The sequence below is a fragment of the Rhodococcus sp. IEGM 1379 genome (assembly GCF_030056815.1).
Lineage (GTDB): Bacteria > Actinomycetota > Actinomycetes > Mycobacteriales > Mycobacteriaceae > Rhodococcus_F.
Window position 1 is genome coordinate 1 of sequence record NZ_JASHKR010000015.1, and the last position, 22,317, is coordinate 22,317.

28 protein-coding genes are annotated in these 22,317 nt (G+C 61.3%); 13 read left to right on the forward strand and 15 right to left on the reverse strand.

The genetic code is table 11. The annotated features are described in order from the left end of the window. The 6 genes from QM600_RS11105 to QM600_RS11130 form a co-directional block, all read right to left on the reverse strand. The coding region (locus QM600_RS11105) for a dihydroorotase (protein WP_283261515.1) at positions 1-1,280 on the reverse strand (1,280 nt) is incomplete at its 3' end. Beyond that, complete coding sequence (locus QM600_RS11110) at positions 1,277-2,221, reverse strand: aspartate carbamoyltransferase catalytic subunit (protein WP_283261516.1); 945 nt, start codon at positions 2,219-2,221, stop codon at positions 1,277-1,279. The genes QM600_RS11110 and QM600_RS11105, both read right to left, overlap by 4 nt. Continuing rightward, a complete protein-coding gene (gene pyrR, locus QM600_RS11115; protein ID WP_283261517.1) occupies positions 2,218-2,832 on the reverse strand; it encodes a bifunctional pyr operon transcriptional regulator/uracil phosphoribosyltransferase PyrR in 615 nt (204 codons plus the stop codon). Before pyrR ends, QM600_RS11110 begins: the two co-directional genes overlap by 4 nt. A 209-nt stretch (positions 2,833-3,041) precedes the next feature. After that, complete coding sequence (gene nusB / locus QM600_RS11120; protein ID WP_283261518.1) at positions 3,042-3,539, reverse strand: transcription antitermination factor NusB; 498 nt, start codon at positions 3,537-3,539, stop codon at positions 3,042-3,044. Between the two features lies 1 nt (position 3,540). After that, positions 3,541-4,104 carry an elongation factor P gene (gene efp / locus QM600_RS11125; protein ID WP_094272766.1) on the reverse strand — a complete coding sequence of 188 codons (564 nt, stop codon included), beginning with the start codon at positions 4,102-4,104 and terminating at the stop codon, positions 3,541-3,543. Between the two features lie 36 nt (positions 4,105-4,140). Then, the gene (locus QM600_RS11130) at positions 4,141-5,235 is read right to left on the reverse strand and encodes a M24 family metallopeptidase (protein ID WP_283261519.1); all 1,095 of its coding nucleotides are present in this window, start codon (positions 5,233-5,235) and stop codon (positions 4,141-4,143) included. Between the two features lie 111 nt (positions 5,236-5,346). On the opposite strand from QM600_RS11130, the gene QM600_RS11135 reads away from it, so the two are divergent. Continuing rightward, on the forward strand, positions 5,347-5,952 hold the full coding sequence (locus QM600_RS11135; protein ID WP_283261520.1) for a B-4DMT family transporter: 606 nt from the start codon (positions 5,347-5,349) through the stop codon (positions 5,950-5,952). A gap of 213 nt (positions 5,953-6,165) precedes the next feature. Here QM600_RS11135 and QM600_RS11140 read toward each other — a convergent pair whose 3' ends face one another. After that, a complete protein-coding gene (locus tag QM600_RS11140; RefSeq protein WP_283261521.1) occupies positions 6,166-7,344 on the reverse strand; it encodes a serine hydrolase domain-containing protein in 1,179 nt (392 codons plus the stop codon). A gap of 336 nt (positions 7,345-7,680) precedes the next feature. Between QM600_RS11140 and QM600_RS11145 the strand changes: the two genes are divergently transcribed. Further along, positions 7,681-7,812, forward strand: a complete 132-nt coding sequence (locus QM600_RS11145) for a hypothetical protein (protein WP_502942938.1) — start codon at positions 7,681-7,683, stop codon at positions 7,810-7,812. A 169-nt stretch (positions 7,813-7,981) separates the two neighbouring features. Here QM600_RS11145 and aroQ read toward each other — a convergent pair whose 3' ends face one another. The 4 genes from aroQ to aroC are packed head-to-tail and all read right to left on the reverse strand — an operon-like array spanning position 7,982 to position 11,279. Further along, positions 7,982-8,410 carry a type II 3-dehydroquinate dehydratase gene (gene aroQ, locus QM600_RS11150; RefSeq protein WP_283261522.1) on the reverse strand — a complete coding sequence of 143 codons (429 nt, stop codon included), beginning with the start codon at positions 8,408-8,410 and terminating at the stop codon, positions 7,982-7,984. A gap of 11 nt (positions 8,411-8,421) precedes the next feature. After that, positions 8,422-9,531, reverse strand: coding sequence for a 3-dehydroquinate synthase (gene aroB / locus QM600_RS11155; protein ID WP_243618295.1), 1,110 nt, complete (start codon positions 9,529-9,531; stop codon positions 8,422-8,424). A gap of 16 nt (positions 9,532-9,547) precedes the next feature. Then, positions 9,548-10,057 carry a shikimate kinase gene (locus QM600_RS11160; RefSeq protein WP_283261523.1) on the reverse strand — a complete coding sequence of 170 codons (510 nt, stop codon included), beginning with the start codon at positions 10,055-10,057 and terminating at the stop codon, positions 9,548-9,550. 34 nt (positions 10,058-10,091) lie between these two features. Further along, complete coding sequence (gene aroC / locus QM600_RS11165; protein WP_283261524.1) at positions 10,092-11,279, reverse strand: chorismate synthase; 1,188 nt, start codon at positions 11,277-11,279, stop codon at positions 10,092-10,094. Positions 11,280-11,614: 335 nt separating this feature from the next. Here aroC and QM600_RS11170 point away from each other — a divergent pair, with 335 nt between their 5' ends. The 3 genes from QM600_RS11170 to QM600_RS11180 all read left to right on the forward strand — a co-directional run bounded on the left by QM600_RS11170 (position 11,615) and on the right by QM600_RS11180 (position 12,792). Further along, positions 11,615-11,866, forward strand: coding sequence for a type II toxin-antitoxin system Phd/YefM family antitoxin (locus tag QM600_RS11170; protein WP_283261525.1), 252 nt, complete (start codon positions 11,615-11,617; stop codon positions 11,864-11,866). Further along, positions 11,863-12,123: a Txe/YoeB family addiction module toxin gene (locus QM600_RS11175; protein WP_283261526.1), complete on the forward strand. Its 261-nt coding sequence runs from the start codon at positions 11,863-11,865 to the stop codon at positions 12,121-12,123. The genes QM600_RS11170 and QM600_RS11175 overlap by 4 nt, the downstream gene beginning before the upstream one ends. A 228-nt stretch (positions 12,124-12,351) precedes the next feature. Further along, a complete protein-coding gene (locus QM600_RS11180) occupies positions 12,352-12,792 on the forward strand; it encodes a GNAT family N-acetyltransferase (protein WP_283261527.1) in 441 nt (146 codons plus the stop codon). A gap of 35 nt (positions 12,793-12,827) precedes the next feature. Here the strand turns inward: QM600_RS11180 and cynR are convergent, their stop codons facing one another. Next, positions 12,828-13,721, reverse strand: a complete 894-nt coding sequence (cynR, locus tag QM600_RS11185; RefSeq protein ID WP_283261528.1) for a transcriptional regulator CynR — start codon at positions 13,719-13,721, stop codon at positions 12,828-12,830. Positions 13,722-13,826: 105 nt separating this feature from the next. On the opposite strand from cynR, the gene QM600_RS11190 reads away from it, so the two are divergent. Both QM600_RS11190 and cynS read left to right on the forward strand, forming a co-directional pair. After that, complete coding sequence (locus QM600_RS11190) at positions 13,827-14,486, forward strand: carbonic anhydrase (RefSeq protein ID WP_283261529.1); 660 nt, start codon at positions 13,827-13,829, stop codon at positions 14,484-14,486. A gap of 31 nt (positions 14,487-14,517) precedes the next feature. Continuing rightward, positions 14,518-14,988, forward strand: coding sequence for a cyanase (cynS, locus tag QM600_RS11195; protein WP_283261530.1), 471 nt, complete (start codon positions 14,518-14,520; stop codon positions 14,986-14,988). Between the two features lie 318 nt (positions 14,989-15,306). Here cynS and QM600_RS11200 read toward each other — a convergent pair whose 3' ends face one another. Continuing rightward, positions 15,307-15,855 (reverse strand): LysR substrate-binding domain-containing protein, encoded by a 549-nt coding sequence (locus tag QM600_RS11200; RefSeq protein ID WP_283261531.1) that lies wholly within the window; start codon positions 15,853-15,855, stop codon positions 15,307-15,309. Positions 15,856-15,892: 37 nt separating this feature from the next. Between QM600_RS11200 and QM600_RS11205 the strand changes: the two genes are divergently transcribed. Further along, positions 15,893-16,024: a hypothetical protein gene (locus QM600_RS11205; protein WP_283261628.1), complete on the forward strand. Its 132-nt coding sequence runs from the start codon at positions 15,893-15,895 to the stop codon at positions 16,022-16,024. Positions 16,025-16,072: 48 nt separating this feature from the next. On the opposite strand, the gene QM600_RS11210 is transcribed toward QM600_RS11205, so the two are convergent. Continuing rightward, the gene (locus tag QM600_RS11210; RefSeq protein WP_283261532.1) at positions 16,073-16,534 is read right to left on the reverse strand and encodes a hypothetical protein; all 462 of its coding nucleotides are present in this window, start codon (positions 16,532-16,534) and stop codon (positions 16,073-16,075) included. 47 nt (positions 16,535-16,581) lie between these two features. On the opposite strand from QM600_RS11210, the gene QM600_RS11215 reads away from it, so the two are divergent. Beyond that, positions 16,582-16,818, forward strand: a complete 237-nt coding sequence (locus tag QM600_RS11215; protein WP_283261533.1) for a hypothetical protein — start codon at positions 16,582-16,584, stop codon at positions 16,816-16,818. Positions 16,819-16,916: 98 nt separating this feature from the next. Here QM600_RS11215 and QM600_RS11220 read toward each other — a convergent pair whose 3' ends face one another. Beyond that, positions 16,917-18,476 carry a hypothetical protein gene (locus QM600_RS11220; RefSeq protein ID WP_283261534.1) on the reverse strand — a complete coding sequence of 520 codons (1,560 nt, stop codon included), beginning with the start codon at positions 18,474-18,476 and terminating at the stop codon, positions 16,917-16,919. Positions 18,477-19,053: 577 nt separating this feature from the next. Here QM600_RS11220 and QM600_RS11225 point away from each other — a divergent pair. From QM600_RS11225 to QM600_RS11240, 4 genes are all read left to right on the forward strand, one after another. Further along, positions 19,054-19,554: a GreA/GreB family elongation factor gene (locus tag QM600_RS11225; RefSeq protein ID WP_283261535.1), complete on the forward strand. Its 501-nt coding sequence runs from the start codon at positions 19,054-19,056 to the stop codon at positions 19,552-19,554. 58 nt (positions 19,555-19,612) lie between these two features. Further along, positions 19,613-19,909 carry a hypothetical protein gene (locus QM600_RS11230; protein ID WP_283261536.1) on the forward strand — a complete coding sequence of 99 codons (297 nt, stop codon included), beginning with the start codon at positions 19,613-19,615 and terminating at the stop codon, positions 19,907-19,909. A 122-nt stretch (positions 19,910-20,031) separates the two neighbouring features. After that, a complete protein-coding gene (locus QM600_RS11235) occupies positions 20,032-20,541 on the forward strand; it encodes a glucose-6-phosphate dehydrogenase (RefSeq protein ID WP_283261537.1) in 510 nt (169 codons plus the stop codon). A 226-nt stretch (positions 20,542-20,767) separates the two neighbouring features. Then, complete coding sequence (locus QM600_RS11240) at positions 20,768-21,796, forward strand: LLM class flavin-dependent oxidoreductase (protein WP_283261538.1); 1,029 nt, start codon at positions 20,768-20,770, stop codon at positions 21,794-21,796. The last annotated feature ends 521 nt before the right edge of the window (positions 21,797-22,317 follow it).

Here is a 22,317-nt window from a genome sequence, read left to right on the forward strand (position 1 = left end):
AACAGTGTGGTCGTGACCCGAGCGGGCAATGTCATCGACTCGTACGGAGTGTTATTCGCGACACTCGCCAGGTCGGGGCCGTGCACTGTCCACTCGGCGGAAGGATCGACCAGCGTCAGGTTGGCCGGCTCCCCCACCGCGATGGGACGACCCTGATCGTCGAGTCCGACGATCGACGCGGGACGCTCGCTCATGACACGGGCCACGCCGCGCCAATCCAAGAGACCCGGTGCGACCATCGTTTGCACGATGATCGAGAGTGCGGTTTCGAGGCCGAGCATGCCCGGGCGGGCAGCGGCGAACTCGCAGCACTTGTCCTGCTCGGCATGCGGAGCGTGATCGGTGGCGACGCAGTCGATGATGCCCTCGGCCAGACCCTTACGCAGGGCAGCAACATCGCTGGCCTCGCGCAACGGCGGGTTGACCTTGTTGATGGCGTCGTACGTCTCGAGACGCGAATCGTCGAGCAGCAGGTGGTGCGGCGTGACCTCGGCGGTGATCGAGATGCCCTGGCTACGAGCCCACTTCACGAGTTCGACGGTTCCGGCAGTCGAGGCGTGGCAGATGTGAACCCGAGCGCCGGCGTCACGAGCGAGAAGCGCGTCACGGGCGACGATTGACTCTTCAGCAGCGCGTGGCCAGCCGGCCAAGCCCAACCGAGCAGCCGTCGGACCCTCGTGCGCTACTGCGCCGACGGTCAAACGAGGCTCTTCGGCGTGCTGAGCGATGAGAACACCGAGTGAACTGGAGTATTCGAGCGCACGACGCATGATCAACGGATCGTCGACGCAGTGGCCGTCGTCCGAGAACATCTTGACCTTGCCTATGCCGGCTGCCATGGTCGCCATTTCGGCGAGTTGCTTGCCCTTCAAGCCCACCGTGACAGCGCCGACGGGGTGGACGTCGACGAGGCCGACTTCCTGTCCGCGTCGCCAGACGTGATCGGTGATGACTACCGAATCGGCAACCGGGCTGGTGTTGGCCATCGCAAAGACGGCGGTGTAACCACCGAGAGCGGCTGCAGCGGAACCGGTTTCGATGGTCTCGGTGTCTTCACGGCCGGGCTCACGCAGGTGCGTGTGCAGGTCGACGAAGCCGGGAAGAAGAATCTGCCCGCTGCCGTCGATCACCTCGGATGCAGTGGCCGGATCCAGGTTTGCGCCGATCTCGAGGATGGTGCCGTTGCCGACCAGTACGTCGGTGGGCTCCCCTTCTCCGTAGATCAAAACATCCTTGAGCAGGACACTCACGGGTGATTCTCCGTTCTGATTCTTTGTCACATCGCACCGTCCTCGGAACCGACCAGAAGCCGGAACAAGACAGCCATGCGCATGTGAACGCCGTTGGTAACCTGTTGCAGTACAGCAGCTTTGGAAGAATCTGCGACGGCGGAAGCTATTTCCATACCGCGCAGCATGGGGCCGGGGTGCAGAACCACCGCGTGATCGGCCAGCATTCCCAGACGCTTCTCGGACAAGCCGTAGTTGATCGAGTACTCGCGCTGCGACGGGAAGAATCCGCCGTTCATGCGCTCGGCCTGAACACGCAGCATCAGTACGGCGTCGAGGCCGGGCAGTTCGGCGTCCAGTGAATGCGAGACCGTGACCGGCCACGTGTGTGCACCGACCGGCAGCAGTGTCGGGGGTGCAACCAGGACAACCTCCGCGCCGAGCATCGAAAGCAGTAGCGCGTTGGAGCGGGCGACGCGGCTGTGCAGGATGTCGCCGACAATCGCGATGCGCTTGCCCTCGATATCGCCGAGACGCTGACGCAAGGTCAACGCGTCGAGCAAAGCCTGCGTCGGGTGCTCGTGAGTTCCGTCGCCGGCGTTGATGATCGCCGGGCCGCCGTCTTCGGCTTCTCCGGTCCATTTCGCGATCTGATGAGCTGCGCCGGACGCGGGGTGACGCACGATGAGGGCGTCGGCGCCCGCGGCGCGCAGCGTCATAGCCGTATCGCGCAGCGATTCACCCTTGGACACCGAAGAGCTGGAAGCGCTGACGTTGATGACATCGGCGCTCATCCACTTACCGGCCACCTCGAAAGAGACGCGCGTGCGGGTGGAGTTCTCGAAGAACACCGTCATGACCGTGCGGCCACGCAGCGTCGGAAGCTTGCGAACTTCACGTCCGAGAAGTGCCTGCTCGAAGCGCTCGGCCTCGTCGAGAAGTTCTAACGCGGACTCACGATTGAGATCCGCGATCGAGAGAAGATGCTTCACGCGCTCTTACCTCCGGAAATGATGACTGCATCCCTGCCGTCGTGCTCCTGGAGCAAAACCTTGACGTCCTCGGACCTCGCGGTCGGCACGTTCTTGCCGACGTAATCGGCGCGCAACGGGAGTTCACGGTGACCGCGGTCGACCAGAACCGCGAGCTGTACAGCGCGGGGGCGACCCAGATCGCGCAGCGCGTCCAGAGCGGAGCGGACCGTACGGCCCGAGAAGAGGACGTCGTCAACCAGCACGACCAGAGCGTTGTCGACTCCACCGTCGGGGACGGATGTCCGCTCGAGTGGGCGATGAGGCTTGGTGCGGAGGTCGTCGCGGTAAAGCGTGATGTCGAGGGATCCGATGGGAGTGCGCACACCGGAAAATTCTTCGATCTTGTCGCGAAGACGCGTCGCGAGAATGGTTCCGCGAGTCGGGATACCGATCAGGACTACACGGGGCGCAGTTCCCTCGGGCCCGTCGAGTGCGGTTTTCTCGATGATTTCGTGAGCGATACGCGCGACGGTCCGGCCCACATCTTGGGCCGACAACAATTCACGGACTTCTGCAGCGCTATCCGGACCTGCAAGATCGGATGGGCGAGACCCTTCGGGCACGCTCATACAGCGACCTCCTTCTCCGCCTCACTGGACGGATCGTTAAAGGATGTCTGACGGTCCCCACCCTATCAGCCGACAGACCTGATCCCGCCGTGCGAACGCGTCCTTGGACAGGTTGTGTGCAGACACACAACTGCGCTCGCAGGGTGACACGTGTGCGACTCGCAGGGTGACACGTGTGCGACTCGCACGGCGGGTGGTGGAACTGAAAACTACTCGGTTTCCGAATCAGTTTCCTGAGCGCGCTGTGACGTCGCAGCAGCAGCCGAACGAACCTGCGGCGCCACCAGAACGACCTGGCCGAGGATGCCGTTGACAAACCCCGGTGAATCGTCCGTGGACAGCTGCTTCGCCAATTCGACGGCCTCGTCGACAGCTACGACTGGCGGAACGTCCGTCGCATGGAAAAGCTCCCACACGGCGATACGCAGGATCGCGCGGTCCACTGCGGGCAGACGCGCGAGCGTCCAATCCTGCAGGTGCGAGGAGATGACCTGATCGATTCGATCCAAGTTTTCTGCAACTCCGGACACCAGGGTGACCGTGTACTGAGCAACCGGAGCCACCGAATCGTCCTTGACGGACAGGTCGGAGCGCTCAGACGTCAGCGCAACCGGATCGAGGTCACGCGCTTCGGCTTCGAAGAGGAAGTCGACGGCACGCTTGCGTGCCTTGTGCCGCGCACCGAGTTTCTTATGTGTGCCGGACACTTTAGGAATTCACACGCCCGAGGTAGTTGCCGTCACGCGAATCGACCTTGAGCTTGTCACCGGTGTTGATGAACAGCGGAACGCTGATCTCGGCGCCGGTCTCGAGGGTCGCGGGCTTGGTGCCACCGGTGGAGCGATCGCCCTGCAGGCCCGGATCGGTGTGCTGAACAACAAGCTCGACCGTGACCGGGAGCTCGACGAAAAGGGGAACCTCTTCGTGTGTCGCAACCTGGACGAGCATGTTCTCGAGGAGGAAACGCGACTGGTCGCCGACGACAGCTTCGCTGACGGGAACCTGGTCGAAGGTGTCGCCGTCCATGAAGATGTAGTCACTACCGTCGTGGTACAGGTAGGTCATGCTACGACGGTCGACCGTGGCGGTCTCGACCTTCACACCGGCGTTGAACGTCTTATCAACTACCTTGCCCGAGAGAACATTCTTGAGCTTGGTGCGAACGAAAGCGGGGCCCTTGCCAGGCTTGACGTGCTGGAACTCGATGATCGTCCACAGCTGGCCTTCGATCTGCAGAACCAGACCATTCTTGAAATCACTGGTGGAAGCCACTTGCTTCGCGTCTCCTAGAGGGGGTCGGGAACCGTCTTAGACGACGGTAAGGTCTTTTGCGGTCAGTGTGAGCAGCTCTGGCCCCTGCTCACGAACAACGAGCGTGTCCTCGATCCGTACGCCTCCGCGCCCGGAGAAATACACGCCCGGCTCGACGGTCACCGCCGCGCCGGAAAGAAGTGTACCGGTGCCGAGCTTGCCGATTCCCGGTGCTTCATGGATTTCCAGCCCCACGCCGTGTCCGAGGCCGTGCAGAAACAACTCGCCGTACCCGGCATCATCGATCACCGAGCGTGCTGCCGCGTCTACCGCGGCACATTCTGCACCGGGAATCAGCGCCGCGCGTCCGGCTGCCTGAGACTGTGCGACGAGCCCGTAGAGGTCCCGTTGCCAATCGGAAACAGTCTCCAGAACATAGGTTCGTGTCATGTCCGAGTGGTAACCACCGATCTGCGCACCGAAGTCCAGTTTCACGAAGTCTCCCGACGCCAATACCGCTCCCGTCGGCCGGTGATGCGGAATCGCCGAGTTTGCGCCGGCCGCCACGATGGTTTCGAAGGAAATGCCGTCGGCACCGTTGTCGAACATCAGGTTTTCCAGTTCGCGGCCCACTGCACGTTCGGTTCGTCCGGGCCGCAATCCGCCGCGAGCGATCAACTGTGCCAACGCATCATCGGCAGCAGTACACGCGGCGCGAAGCAAGTCGATCTCGTGTTCGTCCTTGACCATCCGCAATTTCTCGATGAGACCGCTCACCGGTTCGAACCGGGTGGACGGGGCGGCCTCCGTCCAGGATCGATGTTCCGCGAATGTCGCAATGTGAGACTCGAAGGCCAACACCGCGCCCGAGAACGTCGAAATCAGATGGTGAGCACTCGAACGATTGATTTCGGCCCGAAGGTCCGGCACCTGCTCCGCCACCTGAGTGACGTAGCGGCCGTCGGTGCAGATGACCGTCGCCTTCTCGTCAGCTGCCGAGTCAGCGGCATTCACCAGCAGCGCGGCATTGGAACCGGTGAATCCCGTGAGGTATCGGATGTTCACAAGATCTGTGACGAGAATCGCGTCGAGTTCACGCGCAATCAAGAGTTCACAAAGCGCTTGACGACGGGATCGGTGATCAGCTGACATGTCTCGAACCTACCGTTCTCGGCAGTGTGTTTCTCACCTCGAAACACGCGGTTACAGCAACAATTGTGGGTTAGACCACATAATGGAATCTGTTCTAGTTAGGCTGTACGTATGAACGCGTGGTTGGTACGTGGCCTCGGCATGGCCCTGATACATGTTGTCTTTCGTGCATTGCTCGGTGCGGCTATCTCGCAGTGGCCGCTGCAGGGGTCCACCCTGCGATGGCTGTCGCTGCTGATCGTCATCGTCGCGGCGGCACTCTGGGGCGGAATCGACGGCATTCGCGATCGCCGTCAGTTCCCCGAATCCGAGGACGGCGCAGACCTCACGATGCTGTGGCTCAAGGCCGCACTCGTCGGCGGATTTGTCGCCGGCGCCGCAAGCTGGGCCCTCAGCCTCGTCCCGTCCCTCGAACTGACCCAGCAGAGCCTGTTCTTCGAAATCACCTCCGGCGCGGCCTTCACCATCCTGCTCATCTTCGTGCCCGCGATGATCGCCATCACGCTCGGCCGGTTCATCACAAGCCGCGAACAGCGTAAAAACGGCACCGCCCCCCAGACGCCGTCACATGAGCGTCACCATGAGCAGGTTCCGGTGAGCGAGGGCTACGACTCACCCACTGGCCAGCACGCCTACAGCGGCGGCGCGGCGCTGTCCGTCGAAGATTCCGATGCCGACACGACGGTCTTTCCTCCCATCGATTTGGGCAAGCAGTAACGAACAAGAATATCGAGGCCGGCTGCGTCCACCTCTGGCCGCCGCTCGTTCACACCACCAGCGGGCGCGTACTGGGTTTCGTCCCGTTGAAGTCCGATCCTTAACTCCAGTGACCAGACATGCCGCAGCCTGACAACCGTGTCAGGCTGCGGCATCTGTCTTCTGGGGTAACTACTTACCCAGTGATCGCCCGTACCGAAGGCACATACCGGCCTATTCTGCTTCCTTGATCCAATCCATCGCATACAGGGTGCCGGCACCGAAGAACTCGTGAACCACGTCGTTGACCGCTTCCAGACCGCTTGCGCTGTTCGTCATGATCACGACGCTGCGACCCGTTTCGGGGTACGCGATGAAGAACGCCTTGAACGGGCCGTTGTCGCCCCAATGCCAAATCGCGTCACCAAGTTCGTTCTGCTGCAATCCGATTCCGAGACCCCACTTGATGTGAGCGATCGCGTCCTTGTCGCTGCCACCGGTGTCGGCACTTCCGGCGGCGGTGAACATCATGTCCCGGGTGGACGGCTCGAGCCCCTCACCACCGACAAGTGCGCCGCGCAGGAACTTCGAGTAATCGCTTGCCGTCGTACGCAGGGTATACGCGACATTCGCCTTGGCGAAGTCGCGGACAGGCTTCGCCGTGCCGTCGGCATTGTGACCGACAGCGGTGACGGCCGCGAAAGCCGGATTGGTCAGCAAGTCACTACTTGTCATCCCGAAACGGTCGAACACGCGCTCCTTGGCGAGCGCCGCAAAGGGTGTCCCGGTCAGCGATTCGACGGTTTTCTGCAGGTAGTAGAAGCCTTCACCGGAGTAGGACCACGCGGTGCCTGGTTCGAACATGGTGCTGACCGGCGTTGTGTCGAACCCGACACTCGACGGACTGGTGGCCCAGTTCGGCAGACCCGTGGTGTGCGTCAAAGTCATTCGGGCAGTGATCTTCTTGGCCGCGGGATCCGCTGCAATGCGCGGGTATGCGAAATACTCCGACAACGGTGTGTCGAGGTCGATGACGCCCTCGTCCACCAGTTGGAGGACGACGTACGACGCCACCACCTTGGTCAGCGAGGCTGCTTCGAAGACGGTCTCCGAAGATACCGGGGCTGCGGTCTCGACACTCGAGACGCCGTAGTTGAACTCCTTCTTCCCTCGGTCGTCCGAGTAGACGACCTGTGCGCCGGGGATGCCGTGCGCAGCGAAAGCTGCGTTGATTCGTCCTGCAACAGCGGAATCCGAACTTCCGCTCAGGGAACCGGCATCGAGGAAGGCTGATCCGGTGATAGGGAATTCGAGCGATTGAGCGCGTGCGCCGACACCCGTCGACAGCACCACGCCTATGGAAAATGCAATCGAAAGCGCAGGTGCCAAGATCTTGCGTTGAACAGACTTCACTGGACCTCTTGGGGAATGTGGCTGATGGGACCTGCCGATACTAGAAGTCCCTTTTGGCCGTTTCCCCAGGGTGTAACCACCCGGACATATTTCTCAACGAGACCGAAACATGCCGTGCAGGTTGCATGTTCGTGAAATTTTCCGGCGACTGCGTCCAAGTGATCCCAGTGTGGCGTACACGCACCGGAGCACACACCCGATCAGCCGACTCGCTCAACCGGTCAAACCCGCCGGTCCGACTCCTCCTGCTGCGCTCGATGGCTGCGCCGATTCACTGTCATTCATCGAGTTCGCCTCCCGCGACGAGATTTCAGCGCTGCAAACTGAGCGTCTGTGATGGGCGCTCCAACACGCCTACGACAATGCGTCGTTCCACAAGACCTCAATGACGCTGCCGGCATGCACCCCAAGGACCTCGACGACCTCGCTGACCTCGCCAAGTTCCCGTTCACCAGCAAGTCGGAGTGATGGGGCCAGGAGTCGCCCAGGAATGCGCGGAAACCAAGGACTGCCTGCGCATCTGGGAGGATCACTTCTACCCTGAGGTGATCGACCCACTCACCGGTGAGGCACGGCCGTCCGCCACTTACCGGTAGCCGCCCACTCCCCTGGTGCCCGAATTTGTGATTGCTCGTTTTCAGCCTCGTTCGGCGAGGAACCTGATCGCCAGTGGGTATCCGGCGACACCCATCCCGACGATGACGCCCGTCGCAATGGGACTGAGGTACGAATTATGCCGAAATTCTTCGCGCGCATGGACGTTCGAGATATGAACCTCGACTAGACCGGCGGTGAGTTCGGCACAAGCGTCACGCAACACAACCGACGTGTGAGTCAGTCCGCCGGCGTTGAGAATGACCGGTTCACCGGCATCTGCCGCGTCGTGAATCCACCCGAGCAACTCACCTTCGTGGTCGCTCTGACGGACAACTACTTCGACGCCCAATTCCTTGCCGGCCGCGACACAGAGTTCGACGAGATCGTCGTGGGTGGTCGAGCCGTAGACCTCGGGCTGACGCTTACCGAGACGGCCGAGGTTGGGTCCGTTGACCACATTGATTCTCATAGGCGAGATTCTCACAGTCGAACCGTACCGCCGGACGACCGCGGAGGACGGGCAATAGCCGAGTATGCCGCGACCAGCAGCGACGGATCGGGGCCTTCGAGGCGACCGGGCTTGGCCAAGCCGTCGAGAACAACGAACCTGAGTAGTCCGGCGCGGTTCTTCTTGTCGGTCTGCATTCCGGCGAGCAGCTGCGAAAAGGCGTCGTCGTCGTACGACGTGGGGAGCCCCACCAATTCGAGGATCGACTTGTGGCGATCAGCCGTCGCGTCGTCGAGGCGGCCAGCCAGGCGACCCAGCTCGGCAGCGAACACCAGGCCTACGGCCACGGCGGCGCCGTGACGCCACTTGTACTGCTCACGACGCTCGATCGCGTGGGCCAGAGTGTGTCCGTAGTTGAGGATTTCGCGAAGATCCGACTCGCGAAGATCCGCGGCCACTACCTTTGCCTTAACCTCGACGGAACGCCGAATCAGCTCGGGCAGAACAGTTCCCGCAGGATCCAGCGCAGCCTTGGGGTCTGCCTCGATCAGGTCCAGGATTACCGGATCCTGAATGAAGCCGGTCTTGATGACTTCCGCCAAACCGGCCACGATCTCGTTGTGCGGCACCGTCTCCAGTGTCGCGAGGTCAATGAACACAGCACCCGGCTCGTGGAACGAGCCGACCAGGTTCTTACCGGCTTCGGTGTTGATGCCCGTCTTGCCGCCCACTGCTGCGTCGACCATTGCCAGCAGAGTCGTCGGGACGTGTACAACCTTCACGCCGCGCATCCAGGTTGCCGCAACAAAACCGGTGAGGTCTGTTGCCGCTCCCCCGCCCAGGCTCATGATCGCGTCGCTGCGTGTCAGGCCGATGCGGCCCAGCACGTCCCAGCAGAAGCCGGCCACAGCCAGATCCTTGCCGTCCTCGGCGTCCGGAATCTCGATGCGATGAGCATCGATTCCCTTCTCCGCCAACGCAGCCCGCACGGCTTCCGCCGTCTCCGCCAGCGGGGGCTGGTGGAAGATCGCGACGGTCCGCGTGCCTTCGAGCTCGGCAACGATATCGCCGAGCAGACCGCGGCCGATCACGACCGAGTAAGGATTTGCGGTCTTCACCTCTACAACTACGGGTTCGGTCACTGCTTCACTGCTCCGCTCATTTGCCTTCAAGTTTGGACACCAACTGCGCGACGACGCGCGACGGACTCCGGCCGTCAGTCCTCATCCGAATGGTGGCCGCGCGCCGGTACAACGGCCGACGACGTCGCATCAGTTCTTGATACTTCACCTTCGGATCTCCACCAGCCAACAGCGGACGATGATTATTGGCACCGGTCCGCCGCAGACCTTCGGCGACACTGATTTCGAGATAGATGACCGTGTGGCCCTTCAGCAGATCCCGGGTGCGCTCCGAAAGAATCGCACCACCGCCAAGGGAAACAATGCCGTCCGTGCCGGCCAGCGCCTTGCGGACCACGTCTTCTTCGATTTCACGAAAACGCGGTTCGCCATCAACGGCGAAGATATCGGGAATTGACCGACCCGTCGTCCGCTCGATCTCGGCGTCCGTGTCGATCATTTCCAGATTCAGTGCCTGCGCGATCCGACGCCCGATGGTCGACTTACCGGCGCCGGGTGGCCCGATGAGTACAGCCTTCGGCTTCATGTCGGACCTCTCTGCACCCCCGAGTTCGGACCCCTCAGCGAGGCGGTCGGGCTGCGATGCCCTCGGCGTAACGACGGTAGTTGGCTGTGGTTTCTGCAATGGAATCACCACCGAACTTCTCGAGCGCCGCCTGAGCGACAACGAGTGCAACCATGGATTCCGCAACGACACCGGCAGCCGGAACCGCACACACGTCACTGCGCTGGTGGATGGCAACTGCCTCTTCACCTGTTTCCATGTCGATGGTTGCCAATGCACGCGGCACCGTTGAGATGGGCTTCATTGCGGCGCGAACCCGCAGAGCCTCACCGTTGGTCATGCCGCCTTCGATACCGCCGGCGCGGTTGGTGGAACGAACAATTCCGTCCGGGCCGGGGCTAATCTCGTCGTGAGCTTCGCTGCCGCGTCGACGTGCGGTCTCGAAGCCGTCACCGACCTCAACGCCCTTGATGGCCTGAATTCCCATGAGCGCAGCGGCAAGTCGAGCGTCGAGACGCTCGGCGCCACTGACAAACGTTCCGAGGCCGACGGGCAGTCCGTGGATGACAACCTCGACAACACCACCCAGGGTGTCGCCGTCCTTCTTCGCAGCCTCGATCTCGGCGATCATCGACTCTTCGGCAGCCTTGTCGAAGGCGCGAACCGGGCTCGCGTCAATCGCGTCCAGATCCTTGCCTTCCGGCACCGGACCGACGTAGGGATCGGAAGCACCGATGGAGATGACGTGCGAGACAACCTCGACGCCGAAGACCTGACGGAGGAAGGAACGAGCAACGGTGCCGGCGGCAACACGAGCTGCGGTCTCACGAGCACTCGCGCGCTCGAGAACGGGACGGGCGTCATTGAAGCCGTACTTGAGCATGCCGCTGTAATCGGCGTGGCCGGGACGCGGGCGCGTCAACGGGGCATTGCGGGCCTGATCGGCAAGCAGATCCGGATCGACCGGATCGGCAGACATGATGGTTTCCCACTTCGGCCACTCGGTGTTGCCGATTTCAATGGCGACGGGGCCGCCCAGCGTAAAGCCGTGGCGGACACCACCGATGATGGTGACCTTGTCGGCCTCGAACTTCATCCGGGCGCCACGGCCATAGCCGAGTCGACGACGAGCAAGTTCAGACGAGATGGCCTCAGAGGTCACTTCGACCCCCGCAACCATGCCCTCGAGCATCGCGACGAGGGCGGGACCATGGGATTCTCCAGCAGTTATCCAACGCAGCACGACGCCTATCTTTCCACGTCCGGGACAGTGGTTGTGACAGCGGCCCGTGGACGGCATTCCGATGACGTGACACAACATCAGATCGGATGAAGTCCGGGCCTGATGGACAATAAGTCGAATGCGTCCGAATGCGGCGAGACTGCCGATTGTGCGTCAGTTCGGGTGAGTTAACTAGGTGTCAGGCTCAGCGACTCATCCCCGCATTCGTGGGGAGCACGACCATTGCTACTGCGGCATCAGTTCGTGGTGACACTCGGCCTCATACGTAGTTGTTGTCATTGCCATCATCAACCTGTCCACGTACAGTTTCTTGTACGTACAAACTGGAGGCTCTGATGCGAACAATGACATACTCGGAATCACGCGCACGGTACGCCGAAACACTCAACGCGGTTGCCGATGATCGCGAAGAGGTTGTCATCACCCGCGCCGGACATGAACCGGTCGTTATGGTTTCGTTGGCGGACTACGAATCCTTGAAGGAGACGGCATACCTGCTCCGAAGCCCGGAAAACGCCCGCCGCCTCCTGAGCGCGATCGATCGACTGGAATCGGGAGAAGGAACTGCCCGGGACCTTGTTGAATGAAACTGGTCTGGGACGAAAATGCTTGGGAAGACTACATCTGGTGGCAAACACAGGATCGAAAAGTCCTCCAACGAATCAACACACTGATCACTGACGTCGAGCGAAACGGCAATCAAGGCATCGGCAAACCTGAACTGATCAAACACGGGTTTCAGGGCTACTGGTCGAGACGGATTACCGACGAACATCGCCTTGTCTACAAAGTTGTCGACAAAGAGATCCGAATTGCTGCGTGCCGCTACCACTATGGGCGCTGAATACGCGGTTCGATTCCCTGCCACTAGCGCGACAGAAACGATTCCAGAAGACATCGCAACCGATTCTGAAGGAATCACCGTGCTTGTACGGTTCGATGTCGATCTCGTTCAATGATCACCCGCCACATATCCACGGCGCGACGTGGTGGTCGGATGTCCCGATTTCGGCTATGAAGGCGTCGCAACTCCCGGTGGTGTCTGCCAACTTTCGTCACCTATGGTGAACAAGTGGAGACGACAGTGAAGGTTCGGCGCTATAGGCCATCCGACGAGGAAGCTGTCGTTGAATTATGGTCTCAGGCAGCCAAGCTCGCACATCCTTTCCTTGCCGGAGAAGGTGAAGGCATTCGTGAAGCGAAGATGCGTGACATCTACCTCGTCAACGCCGAAAACTGGATAGCTGAAACTCCGGAGGGCGTTGTAGGGCTACTCGGACTTCTCGGGGCAGAGATCGGTGGCTTGTTCGTTTCTCCGCAGGCCCAACGACTGGGGATCGGGCGGTTGCTGGTTGAGCACGCAACTGCACTGTATGGGACGGTGACACTCGAAGTCTACGAACTCAACGGGTCAGCTCGACGCTTCTACGCGGTCATGGGTTTCCAAGAAACCGGACGTCATCCGGATGCCGAGACAGGCCACGAGTTGATACAACTTCGACGGTTCGCCTGATTCGCACGTAAATGCCACTGACGTTTCAACTGTGGCTATTGGGGCACTCGCTGATCCCGATACTCTGCCGCCATCTCGGTGAAGGCCCGACCGGCCGCTGTGCGATAAGCGCCCTTCCGGCGAAGTAGGGCAACAGTGCGCGGTGGCAGCGCCGGCGACAACGGAATCGAGAACAGTCCCTGCTGTTCGAGGGCGATCGCGTCGGGCAACACGGTCGCGAGACTGCCACGGCGGACGATCTCCACGATTGCGCCGATCGAGCTGACCTCGATGGCCGTCCGGGGTGTGATGCCCTGATCCTTGAAGTACCGATCGATGTGAAGCCGCGTCGCAAAATCGCTGCTAAGCAACACCAGAGCCTGATCCTCGAGTTCCTTCGCGGGCAAGGGTTTCCTCCGCCCGGCACGCGAATGCTCCTCACCGACAACGAGACTGAGAGTTTCGACAAACAGCGACTCGCACTCAATCTCGTCCGAGTGTACGTCCGTAAACGCGATGCCGACCTCGAGCCCGTCGCGTGCCAACTCCGCCTCGATTCGGTCCTGAGTCATCTCCTGAACGGTCACGGTAATGCCGGGGTGTCGCGTCGTGAAACGGTCCATCAGTGGACCCACCAGGTAGGCGGCGAAGGTAGGCGTCGTCGCCAGTCGCAGCGAGCCACGGCTGAGGTCTTGGACGTCGTGGATCGCGCGCTCGGCGGCATCGAGATCCTGCAGAGCTCGGCGCGCGTAGCGAAGGAAGGCTTCGCCGGCGTCGGTGGTCCGTACGACGCGCCCCGACCGGTCCAGCAACTGCACACGCAGGGCAATTTCGAGCTGCTTTATCTGCTGGGACAGGGTCGGCTGCGACACGTGCAGCGCCTCGGCCGCCCGGGTGAAGTTCTGGTGTTCGGCTACCGCGAGCAGGTATCGGATGTGGCGTAGCTCCATGAGAAAAAGTATAGACACTGCCTATTGACTTTATGAAGAACAAGTCTTGGACACTATGGACGCGCGAGGACATCCTTGAGTCATCACCCGATGCAAGGAGGCAACGTGCACGACATCATCGACGGCTTTCTGACATTCCAAAAGGACGCATTCCCTCAGCGCTCCGGGCTCTTCAAGGAGCTAGCGACAACTCAGAACCCACAGGCGCTGTTCGTCAGCTGCTCGGACAGCCGGGTGGTCCCGGAACTGGTGACCCAACGCGAACCCGGAGATCTGTTCGTCATCCGGAACGCCGGGAACATCGTCCCGTCGTACGGCGCCGAACCGGGCGGCGTCTCGGCCACCGTCGAGTACGCGGTCGCAGTGCTCGGCGTCACCGACATCGTGATCCTCGGCCACTCCGACTGCGGCGCGATGACCGCGATCTCCAACGGTACGTCCCTCGACGAGCTGCCCGCCGTTGCGAACTGGCTCCAGCACGCCAATTCCGCGAAGGTCGTCAACGCCGCCCGTATACACCGCTCAGCGGCCGAGAAGCTGAACTCGCTGGTCCACGAGAACGTCATCGCCCAGCTGACCAACCTCGCAACGCATCCCTCGGTTGCCCTCGCGCTCGAACAGGGCCGGCTGAACTTGCACGGCTGGGTATACGACATCGAAACCGGTTCGATCGAAGCCCTCGACAGCGGCACCCGCCGGTTCGTCTCGCTCGTCGAACACCCCCAGACCTGCGCCGCGGCAACCATGCCCGGCGTCCCCGCCTGATCACCCACCCCGAAAGTAGAAGGAAATCATCATGATTCAGTCGCAATTCACCCCGGGCCCCCGCGAAGAACTGGCCGCAGCCGTCGTCGACGCCAAGGCCCGAAAGGACCTGTCCTGGCACGACCTAACCGATGGAACCGGGCTGAGTGTGGCCTTCGTGACCGCAGCCCTCCTCGGCCAGCATGCATTGCCCGCCGACGCCGCAAAGACCGTCGCAGCCAAGCTTGACCTGGATGAGGACGCTGTACGACTGCTGCAGAGCATCCCGCTGCGCGGTTCCATCCCAGGCGGCGTGCCGACCGACCCGACCATCTACCGCTTCTACGAGATGCTGCAGGTTTACGGCACCACCCTCAAGGCCTTGGTGCATGAACAGTTCGGCGACGGCATCATCAGCGCGATCAACTTCAAGCTCGATATCAAGAAGGTTGCCGACTCGGACGGCGGCGAGCGCGCGGTGATCACCCTCGACGGGAAGTACCTGCCGACCAAACCCTTCTAGCTCTGGCGCGGCGGCGGCCTCGCGCCAGAGGCCGCCGCCGAACTTCATCTGCGAAATGCCACCGACGTTGACTATTGCTAGTGCGGCATCAGCTCATCCTGACGCTCGGCCACCATCTCCCGGATCGCCTGCATGACGGTCGCGGCGGCGGGCCTGCGTAGTCTCCGCGGGCCCAGGCACGCAGTGAATTTTCCAGCGTGATCGCTACTTCGGACGGCAGCACCGTCGCAGGGTGGGCTCACGCTCTGCGACGAACGACGGCAGCAACCCGATCCCTGCGCCCGCGAGCGTGGCCACAGTCTGTACCTGCACGTTGGTCTACCCGAAGGTGACTTGGCGATGCCCGGTGAGCCGCGTCAGCACGTCGAGCTCCTCCGCCCGAAGCAGTCCTTCGATGTAGTAGACCAGCGAATGATCGGCGAGTTCGGCCAGCCTCTGAGGTACTCCCCGTTCAGACAGGTAGTCGCCGGAAGCATAGAGACCCAACCGGTAGTCGGTGAGCTTTTCTGCACCGGGTCTTCCGACGGCAGGTTCACCGACCCCGATTTCGATATCCGCACCGATGCCATAGGCGCCCAATCTGGTCTGCGTAATGATCTCCACCATCAGATCCGGGTTGGTCCGATGCAGTTCTGCCATGAGCGGCAACACAAACGCCGTACCGAAGGCGTCGGTCGTGGAAATCCGCACCAGCCCGGACAGTTCGCGCTCCCGCGGCGTTGCACTGGCCAGATCGCGCACTTCGGTCAGCGCGGATTCAATCTGCTCACACGACTTGAGCAGACTGTGCCCTAAGTCGGTGAGTGTGCAACCGCTGACTCCCCGAACCAGCAACGGTGCCCGGATTTCGGCTTCCAACACAGACATTCGACGCGACACCGTTGCGTGATTTGGTGTCGTGGTCGTGGACTTCGCCGAGTCCGTCATCGACAACTCTGACCTGGGCCGTGATTGGGCTCCGGTGCAGCGGTGGGCGATCGCCCTCGACGACGGCCGCTTGGTCTTCGCCACCGAGGGCGGCCTCAAACTCAGTTAAGTCTTGCCTTCTCTCACCGACGAGAGTCACGGGATAAGCGTGCGGTATCTAAAGCATCGATGACCTCGACTTTGATCCGTCCACGGGCGATCCGGCGGTCATTCTTCGACGTACGGGCATCCGGCGTCGGCGCGGTTGGGGTGTCCGAGTCGGTCCGTCTCGATGTCGGTATCGGAGTTCAGTCCTTCTTGTATTCCAAGATGACAGGTGCTCCGTGGTGCGCTTGCCGATGATGGCTCTGAGAGCATCGAGTTCGGCGAGCACGTTGACGGTGGCCCAGATCTGGTTGCGTTTGCTCTCGGGCAGAATCTCGATCACCCCGGCAGCGGTGAGCCGCCCGAGCGCGCGGTAGGTGCTGGCGTCGGTGATCTGCTGAGCGGTCTCAGCGCTGAAGATCTGGGTGTCGGGTAGCGCATCAATGATCTTCTCGTCGGCAAAGTTGCTGCGCGCCAGGCGATTTCCCGCCAGCGGTCGGGAAGTTCGGACAGCGCGCTCCCCCTGAATCCACATGTCGGTGCTCGCGCTTACGCTGCATCGTTAACAGGAAGAAGGATCCAATGGCACACAACATGAGTGGGTATCGGATTGAGAGTGATGCGCCTCTGACGAGCGACTGGCGTCCTCTCGGCGTGTTCGATCAGTTGTATGACGACATCGAGGCAGCTATCCCCATCGCCATCGAGGGCGTCGATGAACCTGGCATCACCGAGGTACGAGTCGTCGATGTGAAGACTGGGGACGTTGTGTGGCGATCTACCGACGAGGAATACGAGGATCACTTCGAAGAGGAGTAGCACCACGGCCGCCACTGCGACCGCCGAAACTGACCGCACTTCACTAAACCAACACTGCTCGCGCACCTTCCGGACACTCGCACATCGAAGCCAAGCGGTCATTCCATGCAGATATTCCCGATGGTCGGCGATGACTGTCCTATCGACATCGATCGGTACGCCTGCACGCCACCGCAGTCGCCGAGATCTGAAGCTATCAGTTGAACCGGTCCACCACTATCCGGGGAACCCGCCGGTGCACACTGAATTCCCGATCCGACGGCAGTCTGTCCACCCCACGAAGTCCACGATATGCGGGCGATCGTGTTGGCGCACAAAGAGTTAAGCGACAGCATTTCTGGCTGAGCGGTGCCGTACCCCTCCGAGTAGGTGCCGGCGCTGCTTCCCAATACAACGGCGCCGCCAGCAGTCGCTGTCACGTTCGTCGACGTTGTTATCGTCCATTGCGCCGACGACGGTCCCGACTTTCCGTCAAGCAATTCAGACACGTTGGAGATCAGTTGCACTCCAATTTTGCTGAGTGCCCATTCGAGCGGTTGGGCTGCGAGACCTTGCAGACAGTCGAAACCGGTTTGGGCAAACCCAGCAGGATCACGGGCGTCCAACTGTGTACACCGGAGCATTCCCGACACCATCTCGAATCCCTGGTCGAACGGAATCATGTCCAACGCGTTTGCGTACCCCCACGCGGTGTACGCGGCACGATCGAGTTCCGGATCGCTCCGTAGTGTCCCAGAACGAGGCGATTCTACATATTGCCCGAACTCCATCCTCACGGTCTCTCCTGGGGTGAGGATTGTTCGGTCCCCGACACGTTCCGCATACAACTGCCACAACAACTGATTGTCGGCATCACTGTCTTGCGTTGTAATCCACAGCGCTCCAGGATCATTGGATACTTCCCAGGCGAATGGCGAGTTCGAGGACAGCTGCACAGTAGCGCTGGGTTCGGCGGGGTTCGACCCTGGCGTTTTTTCGACGCATGTCCACACCACATTGTTGTCGGCCGGAGTAATCGACTTTGTGTATGTCGCGTACTCAATTCCCTCACCAATGCAATCTGGCTTTGGGAATTCAGTGCCAAGTGCGGATTTCACAGCATTCTGAGCCGTGTCCATGAACGACTTCGTATCGAACCAGCCGAACTGAAACCAACTCGGTCGTGACAGTTCCGCTGAGATAGTTGTTGTTCCCGTCAGCGCGGCATCCTCGATGGCGTAAGTGCCATCCACCGACTGCGAGACCAGCACTGGAACAGCATCATCGGGAATTCGTGCGTTGCCGGGTAACTGATAGCTCAGCAGCAGTGGCGCGCTTGGTTGACTGCCGTTCGCGAGCTCGATGGACACGATCGGAGATGCCGCAGTCAGCGACATCGACCCGTCTGCGATGACGGCTCGATCATCGGGAAGATCACCAGTGACGACCAGGTCTTTCCCAGCGAGGCCGATATCTGCAAGACCCGTGACGGTGTAGCCGTTGAACTCTGCCCGGACACCGTCGACTTCAACGGACGTCTCAGACGAATGCTGTTGCACCGCTTGATCGCCGCCACTACCGCTACATGCAGTACCGGCAAACCCGATCGACAAGACTGCTGCACAGGCGATCGGAACGAAAATTCGTCTCCGCTTGTCATCACGAAAATGTAGTGCCATCGAGTTCATGCTCCTTCGCGTTTGAAGCGTTTGACAGACGGAGGTATTCATCGAGGATTCTGAATCCGAACTATCCAGGCGAACGACCTATCGAATCCTTCTGACTATTTCCTTCGCTTACGTAAGGCAGAGCACGGTGTTGGATCGGAATCGAGAAGAATTCAGAAACGACTGGCAGTATGCCGAACGTGTTCAACTTGAACACATTTCAGGCTTGCTCAGTATCCTTCGTTTGAATGACACCGGATACCACGCGCACATAAGGGTTTTCATCAGCCGGTTCGGATACCCGCACCAGCGATCAAATGTTCGACGAACAAGAGTGGACGTTGTTCAGTGTTGATCAATACCGGTTGTCGGTGTAGGCCCGAACCTATTCCGCCGCGCGCCGCACTGCCACGATCAACGGTTCATAGCGGTAAATCTTCCGAATCGATGATTGCGAACGCGGCCCACGCGGCGTTTCATGGGATAGTGCGGCAAAAGCGGGCCTCCTCGGCACCGTCCCCGAGAATGCGTTGGTGCCCCACATACCGGACCCGAGTCCGGTTCGCTCCAACCGCACGGGAGTCTGGCGATGACTGAGAATACCGATTCCGGGGCACTATCTGGCCAGACGCGAGCGCGCCTGGCCACCGAATTGGCCGATCTGAGGAAGCAGCGGGATCGAATGGCCGCCGAACTCACCAGCGACCATGACACCGTCGGGGATCAAGGCGACGCAGCCGACGATCTGGAACGCGCCGACGACGTGGCACTGATCGATGATCGGATCGACCAACTCGAGGCTCTGCTCGGGGGATGGGTCACGCCCAGCCCACCCGGCGCCCTTCCCGACGGCGCGGAGGTGACCGTGCAGTTTCCCGACGACGGGATCAGAAAGTTGCGCGTCGTGGTCATCCCCGAGGAGACGCCGCGCGGTGGGGACGATGTCACACTCACCGCCGACAGCCCATTGGGGATCGCCCTCGCCGGCCATCAACCGGGCGACACCGTCACCTACATGACGCCAGAGGGATCACGGCAAGTTCAACTGCTGGCAGTGAACCTGCCGGCCGGACCCGACGCCTCCCGCTGACGCGCCCCGACCCGATTGGGCGACATCAACAATCCGACAACGAAAGAGGGAGTTTCCGATGACAACAGAACATCGACAACACACGGAACACGAACACAGCCATGGAGAAGGGTGCGGACACGTTGCCGTTCCTCATGGTGACCATGTCGACTACGTGCATGACGGGCACCTGCACCGCGCCCACGGCGATCATGTCGACGAATGTGAGACGGGCGAGCACCACGTGCATGAGGGCCACGACCACACCCATGGTGAAGGGTGCGGCCACGTCGCCATTCCGCACGGCGATCACACAGATTACGTCCACGATGGTCATCGACACGCCGCACACGGCGAGCATTACGACGAGCACTGAATGACCCAGGATCGCGCTCGCAACAAGCGAGTCGGAACCCTGCGCGGAATACCGGAATCGGTACCCGCTCGACGGTGACCAGCGGTCACAGTGGGCGTAGGTTATCTGTGGGAGGAGCAGCGATGAGCGAGCGGTTGTTCAACTTCTTTGACGAAATCCTGCAACGTCATTTCGACCTCGAGACCGAGTCCTATCCGCGAGTGCGCCGGGCAGACGTCGACAGGTTGCTGTCCGACGACACCCGAAGGCGCGTGGCAGAGGCCCGGATTGCTGCGGTGGAATGGGCCAACACCGAGAAGATCAGTGGCAACGCAGTGATCGCCTCGGATCGATTGATGATCACGCCGCACGGACTGCTGTATACCGCCGGGTTGAACGGGTCGAGCGCTCGTCACACTCTGTACTACCTCGCGGCGCCGCCGGCGTTGTTCGAGTCAATCGTCGAACTTACCGATGCGACTCTCCTGCCCCCGGGGTCGACGGCAGTGGCGGTGGACGACAGATTCGGCCACGAACTCACCTTTCCCTGGCCGCTCGACGCGACGCTTCGTCGGATGCTCGACGACCACCAGGTTCTGTGCCTGGACTTGTTCGAAGTGGACTACTCCGCCCAACCCACCGTCGCGGAGTAAACGACAGTGAAAACTGTTGCGCCCGAGACAGACCCAATGCGCTACGGTGTGGGACCACTTCGACTGCGGACGATCACGTGCCTTCGACGGCACCTCATCAGGCGCGGGCTGCGCTGACCGCGGGCGAGGCTCCCTCTCGAGTGGTTGAATCAACACCCCCGGGGCTGATTGAATCGACGCCCCAGAGCTGGGCGCACCCGTCCACCCCGAATCGAGAGGCCAACTCATGCACCTGGGCGTCGACAGCTTCGTCTCCTCCGTGACCGACCCGACTGACAACCGTGTGATCAGTCCGGCAGAGCGGATGGCGCATCTGCTAGAGGAGATCACCCTCGCTGACCAGGTCGGGCTCTACTCGTTCGGCATCGGCGAGCACCACCGCAGCGAGTACTACGACTCGGCACCGCAGATTATCCTGGCCGCAGCGGCCGCTCGGACGGAACGTATCCGGCTCGGCAGCGCGGTCAAGGTGCTCAGCGCGGACGACCCGGTGCGGGTCTTCCAGCAGTTCGCCACTCTGGACCTGATCTCGAAGGGTCGGATCGACCTGGTCGTGGGCCGCGGTTCATTCACCGAGGCGTTCCCACTGTTCGGCCTGGACCTCGCCGACTACGACTCGCTTTTCAACGAAAAGCTCGAGCTGCTGCTGCAGATCCGCGACAACCTCGAGGTCACCTGGTCGGGTCAACACCGGCCGCCGCTGATCCGACAAAGCGTCTACCCGCGGCCGGTGCAGGACCCCTTGCCGATCTGGGTCGGCGTTGGTGGAACCCCGGAGTCCTTCGCCCGCGCCGGGCACCTGGGTCTGCCCCTGATGATCGCGATCATCGGTGGTGAGCCGCGCCAGTTTGCCCCGCTCGTCGATCTCTACCGGCGAATGGGAGCCCAGGCCGGTCACGCCCCGGAGGTACTGCAGGTAGGACTGCACGTGTTCGGCTTCGTCGCCGAAACCACCCAGGCGGCGGCGGACACCATCTACCCCGGCTGGAACGAGATGTTCACCAACATCTCCCGGGAGCGCGGGTTCCCCCGGCCGACTCGCCAGCAGTTCGACGCCACCGCTGGGCCGGACGGCGCCTTCTTTATGGGTGACCCGCAGACGGTAGCCGACAAAATCCTGCGCGTGAGCGAACAACTGGGCGGCGTGGACCGACTGTCGCTGCAGATGACGAACCCTCGGCTGGCCCATGGCGACCTGCTCCGAGGGATCGAACTACTCGGGACCGAGGTCGCGCCGCTGGTGGCGACAGCCTAGCTACGCCACGGACTGGATCGAAAGCCGAATAGGCGGCTGAGCTGGTAACAACCCATGACCTACATGCGATAAACCAGACGGTCCGTCTACTTCAATGCGAAATGAGTGTGCTCATGGGTTCAATCGAGGCATTATCGGCGATCACGGGATTGACCGTCGACGGATTGAACGCGGTGGCAAATGCCGTATGCCCAAATCGGCGCCGAATTCGTCAGATTATCTACGTCTTCGCCGCTGGGGTCGGTGGAAGGCTTCGGATTTCTCGCTATGGGGAGTGTGGGAATGACCCTGGTCGGATCCATGGTCTACGGCTTCGCGTAGCGATTTTCCCCGGACTGAACCGCAGCCCGACATCTTTGACTGATGTCGGGCTGCGGCCATGTGTGCATATCTGATTCATCCGTGGGAGGGCGCGCTCCAGCGCTCATACGGCCGTAGTCTGCCTCACCTCGACGCCGCTGACGATGTCGAGGATCTCGCCGACGGAAGCCGGAAGTCCATCGCCTCGCCAGGCCACGTGC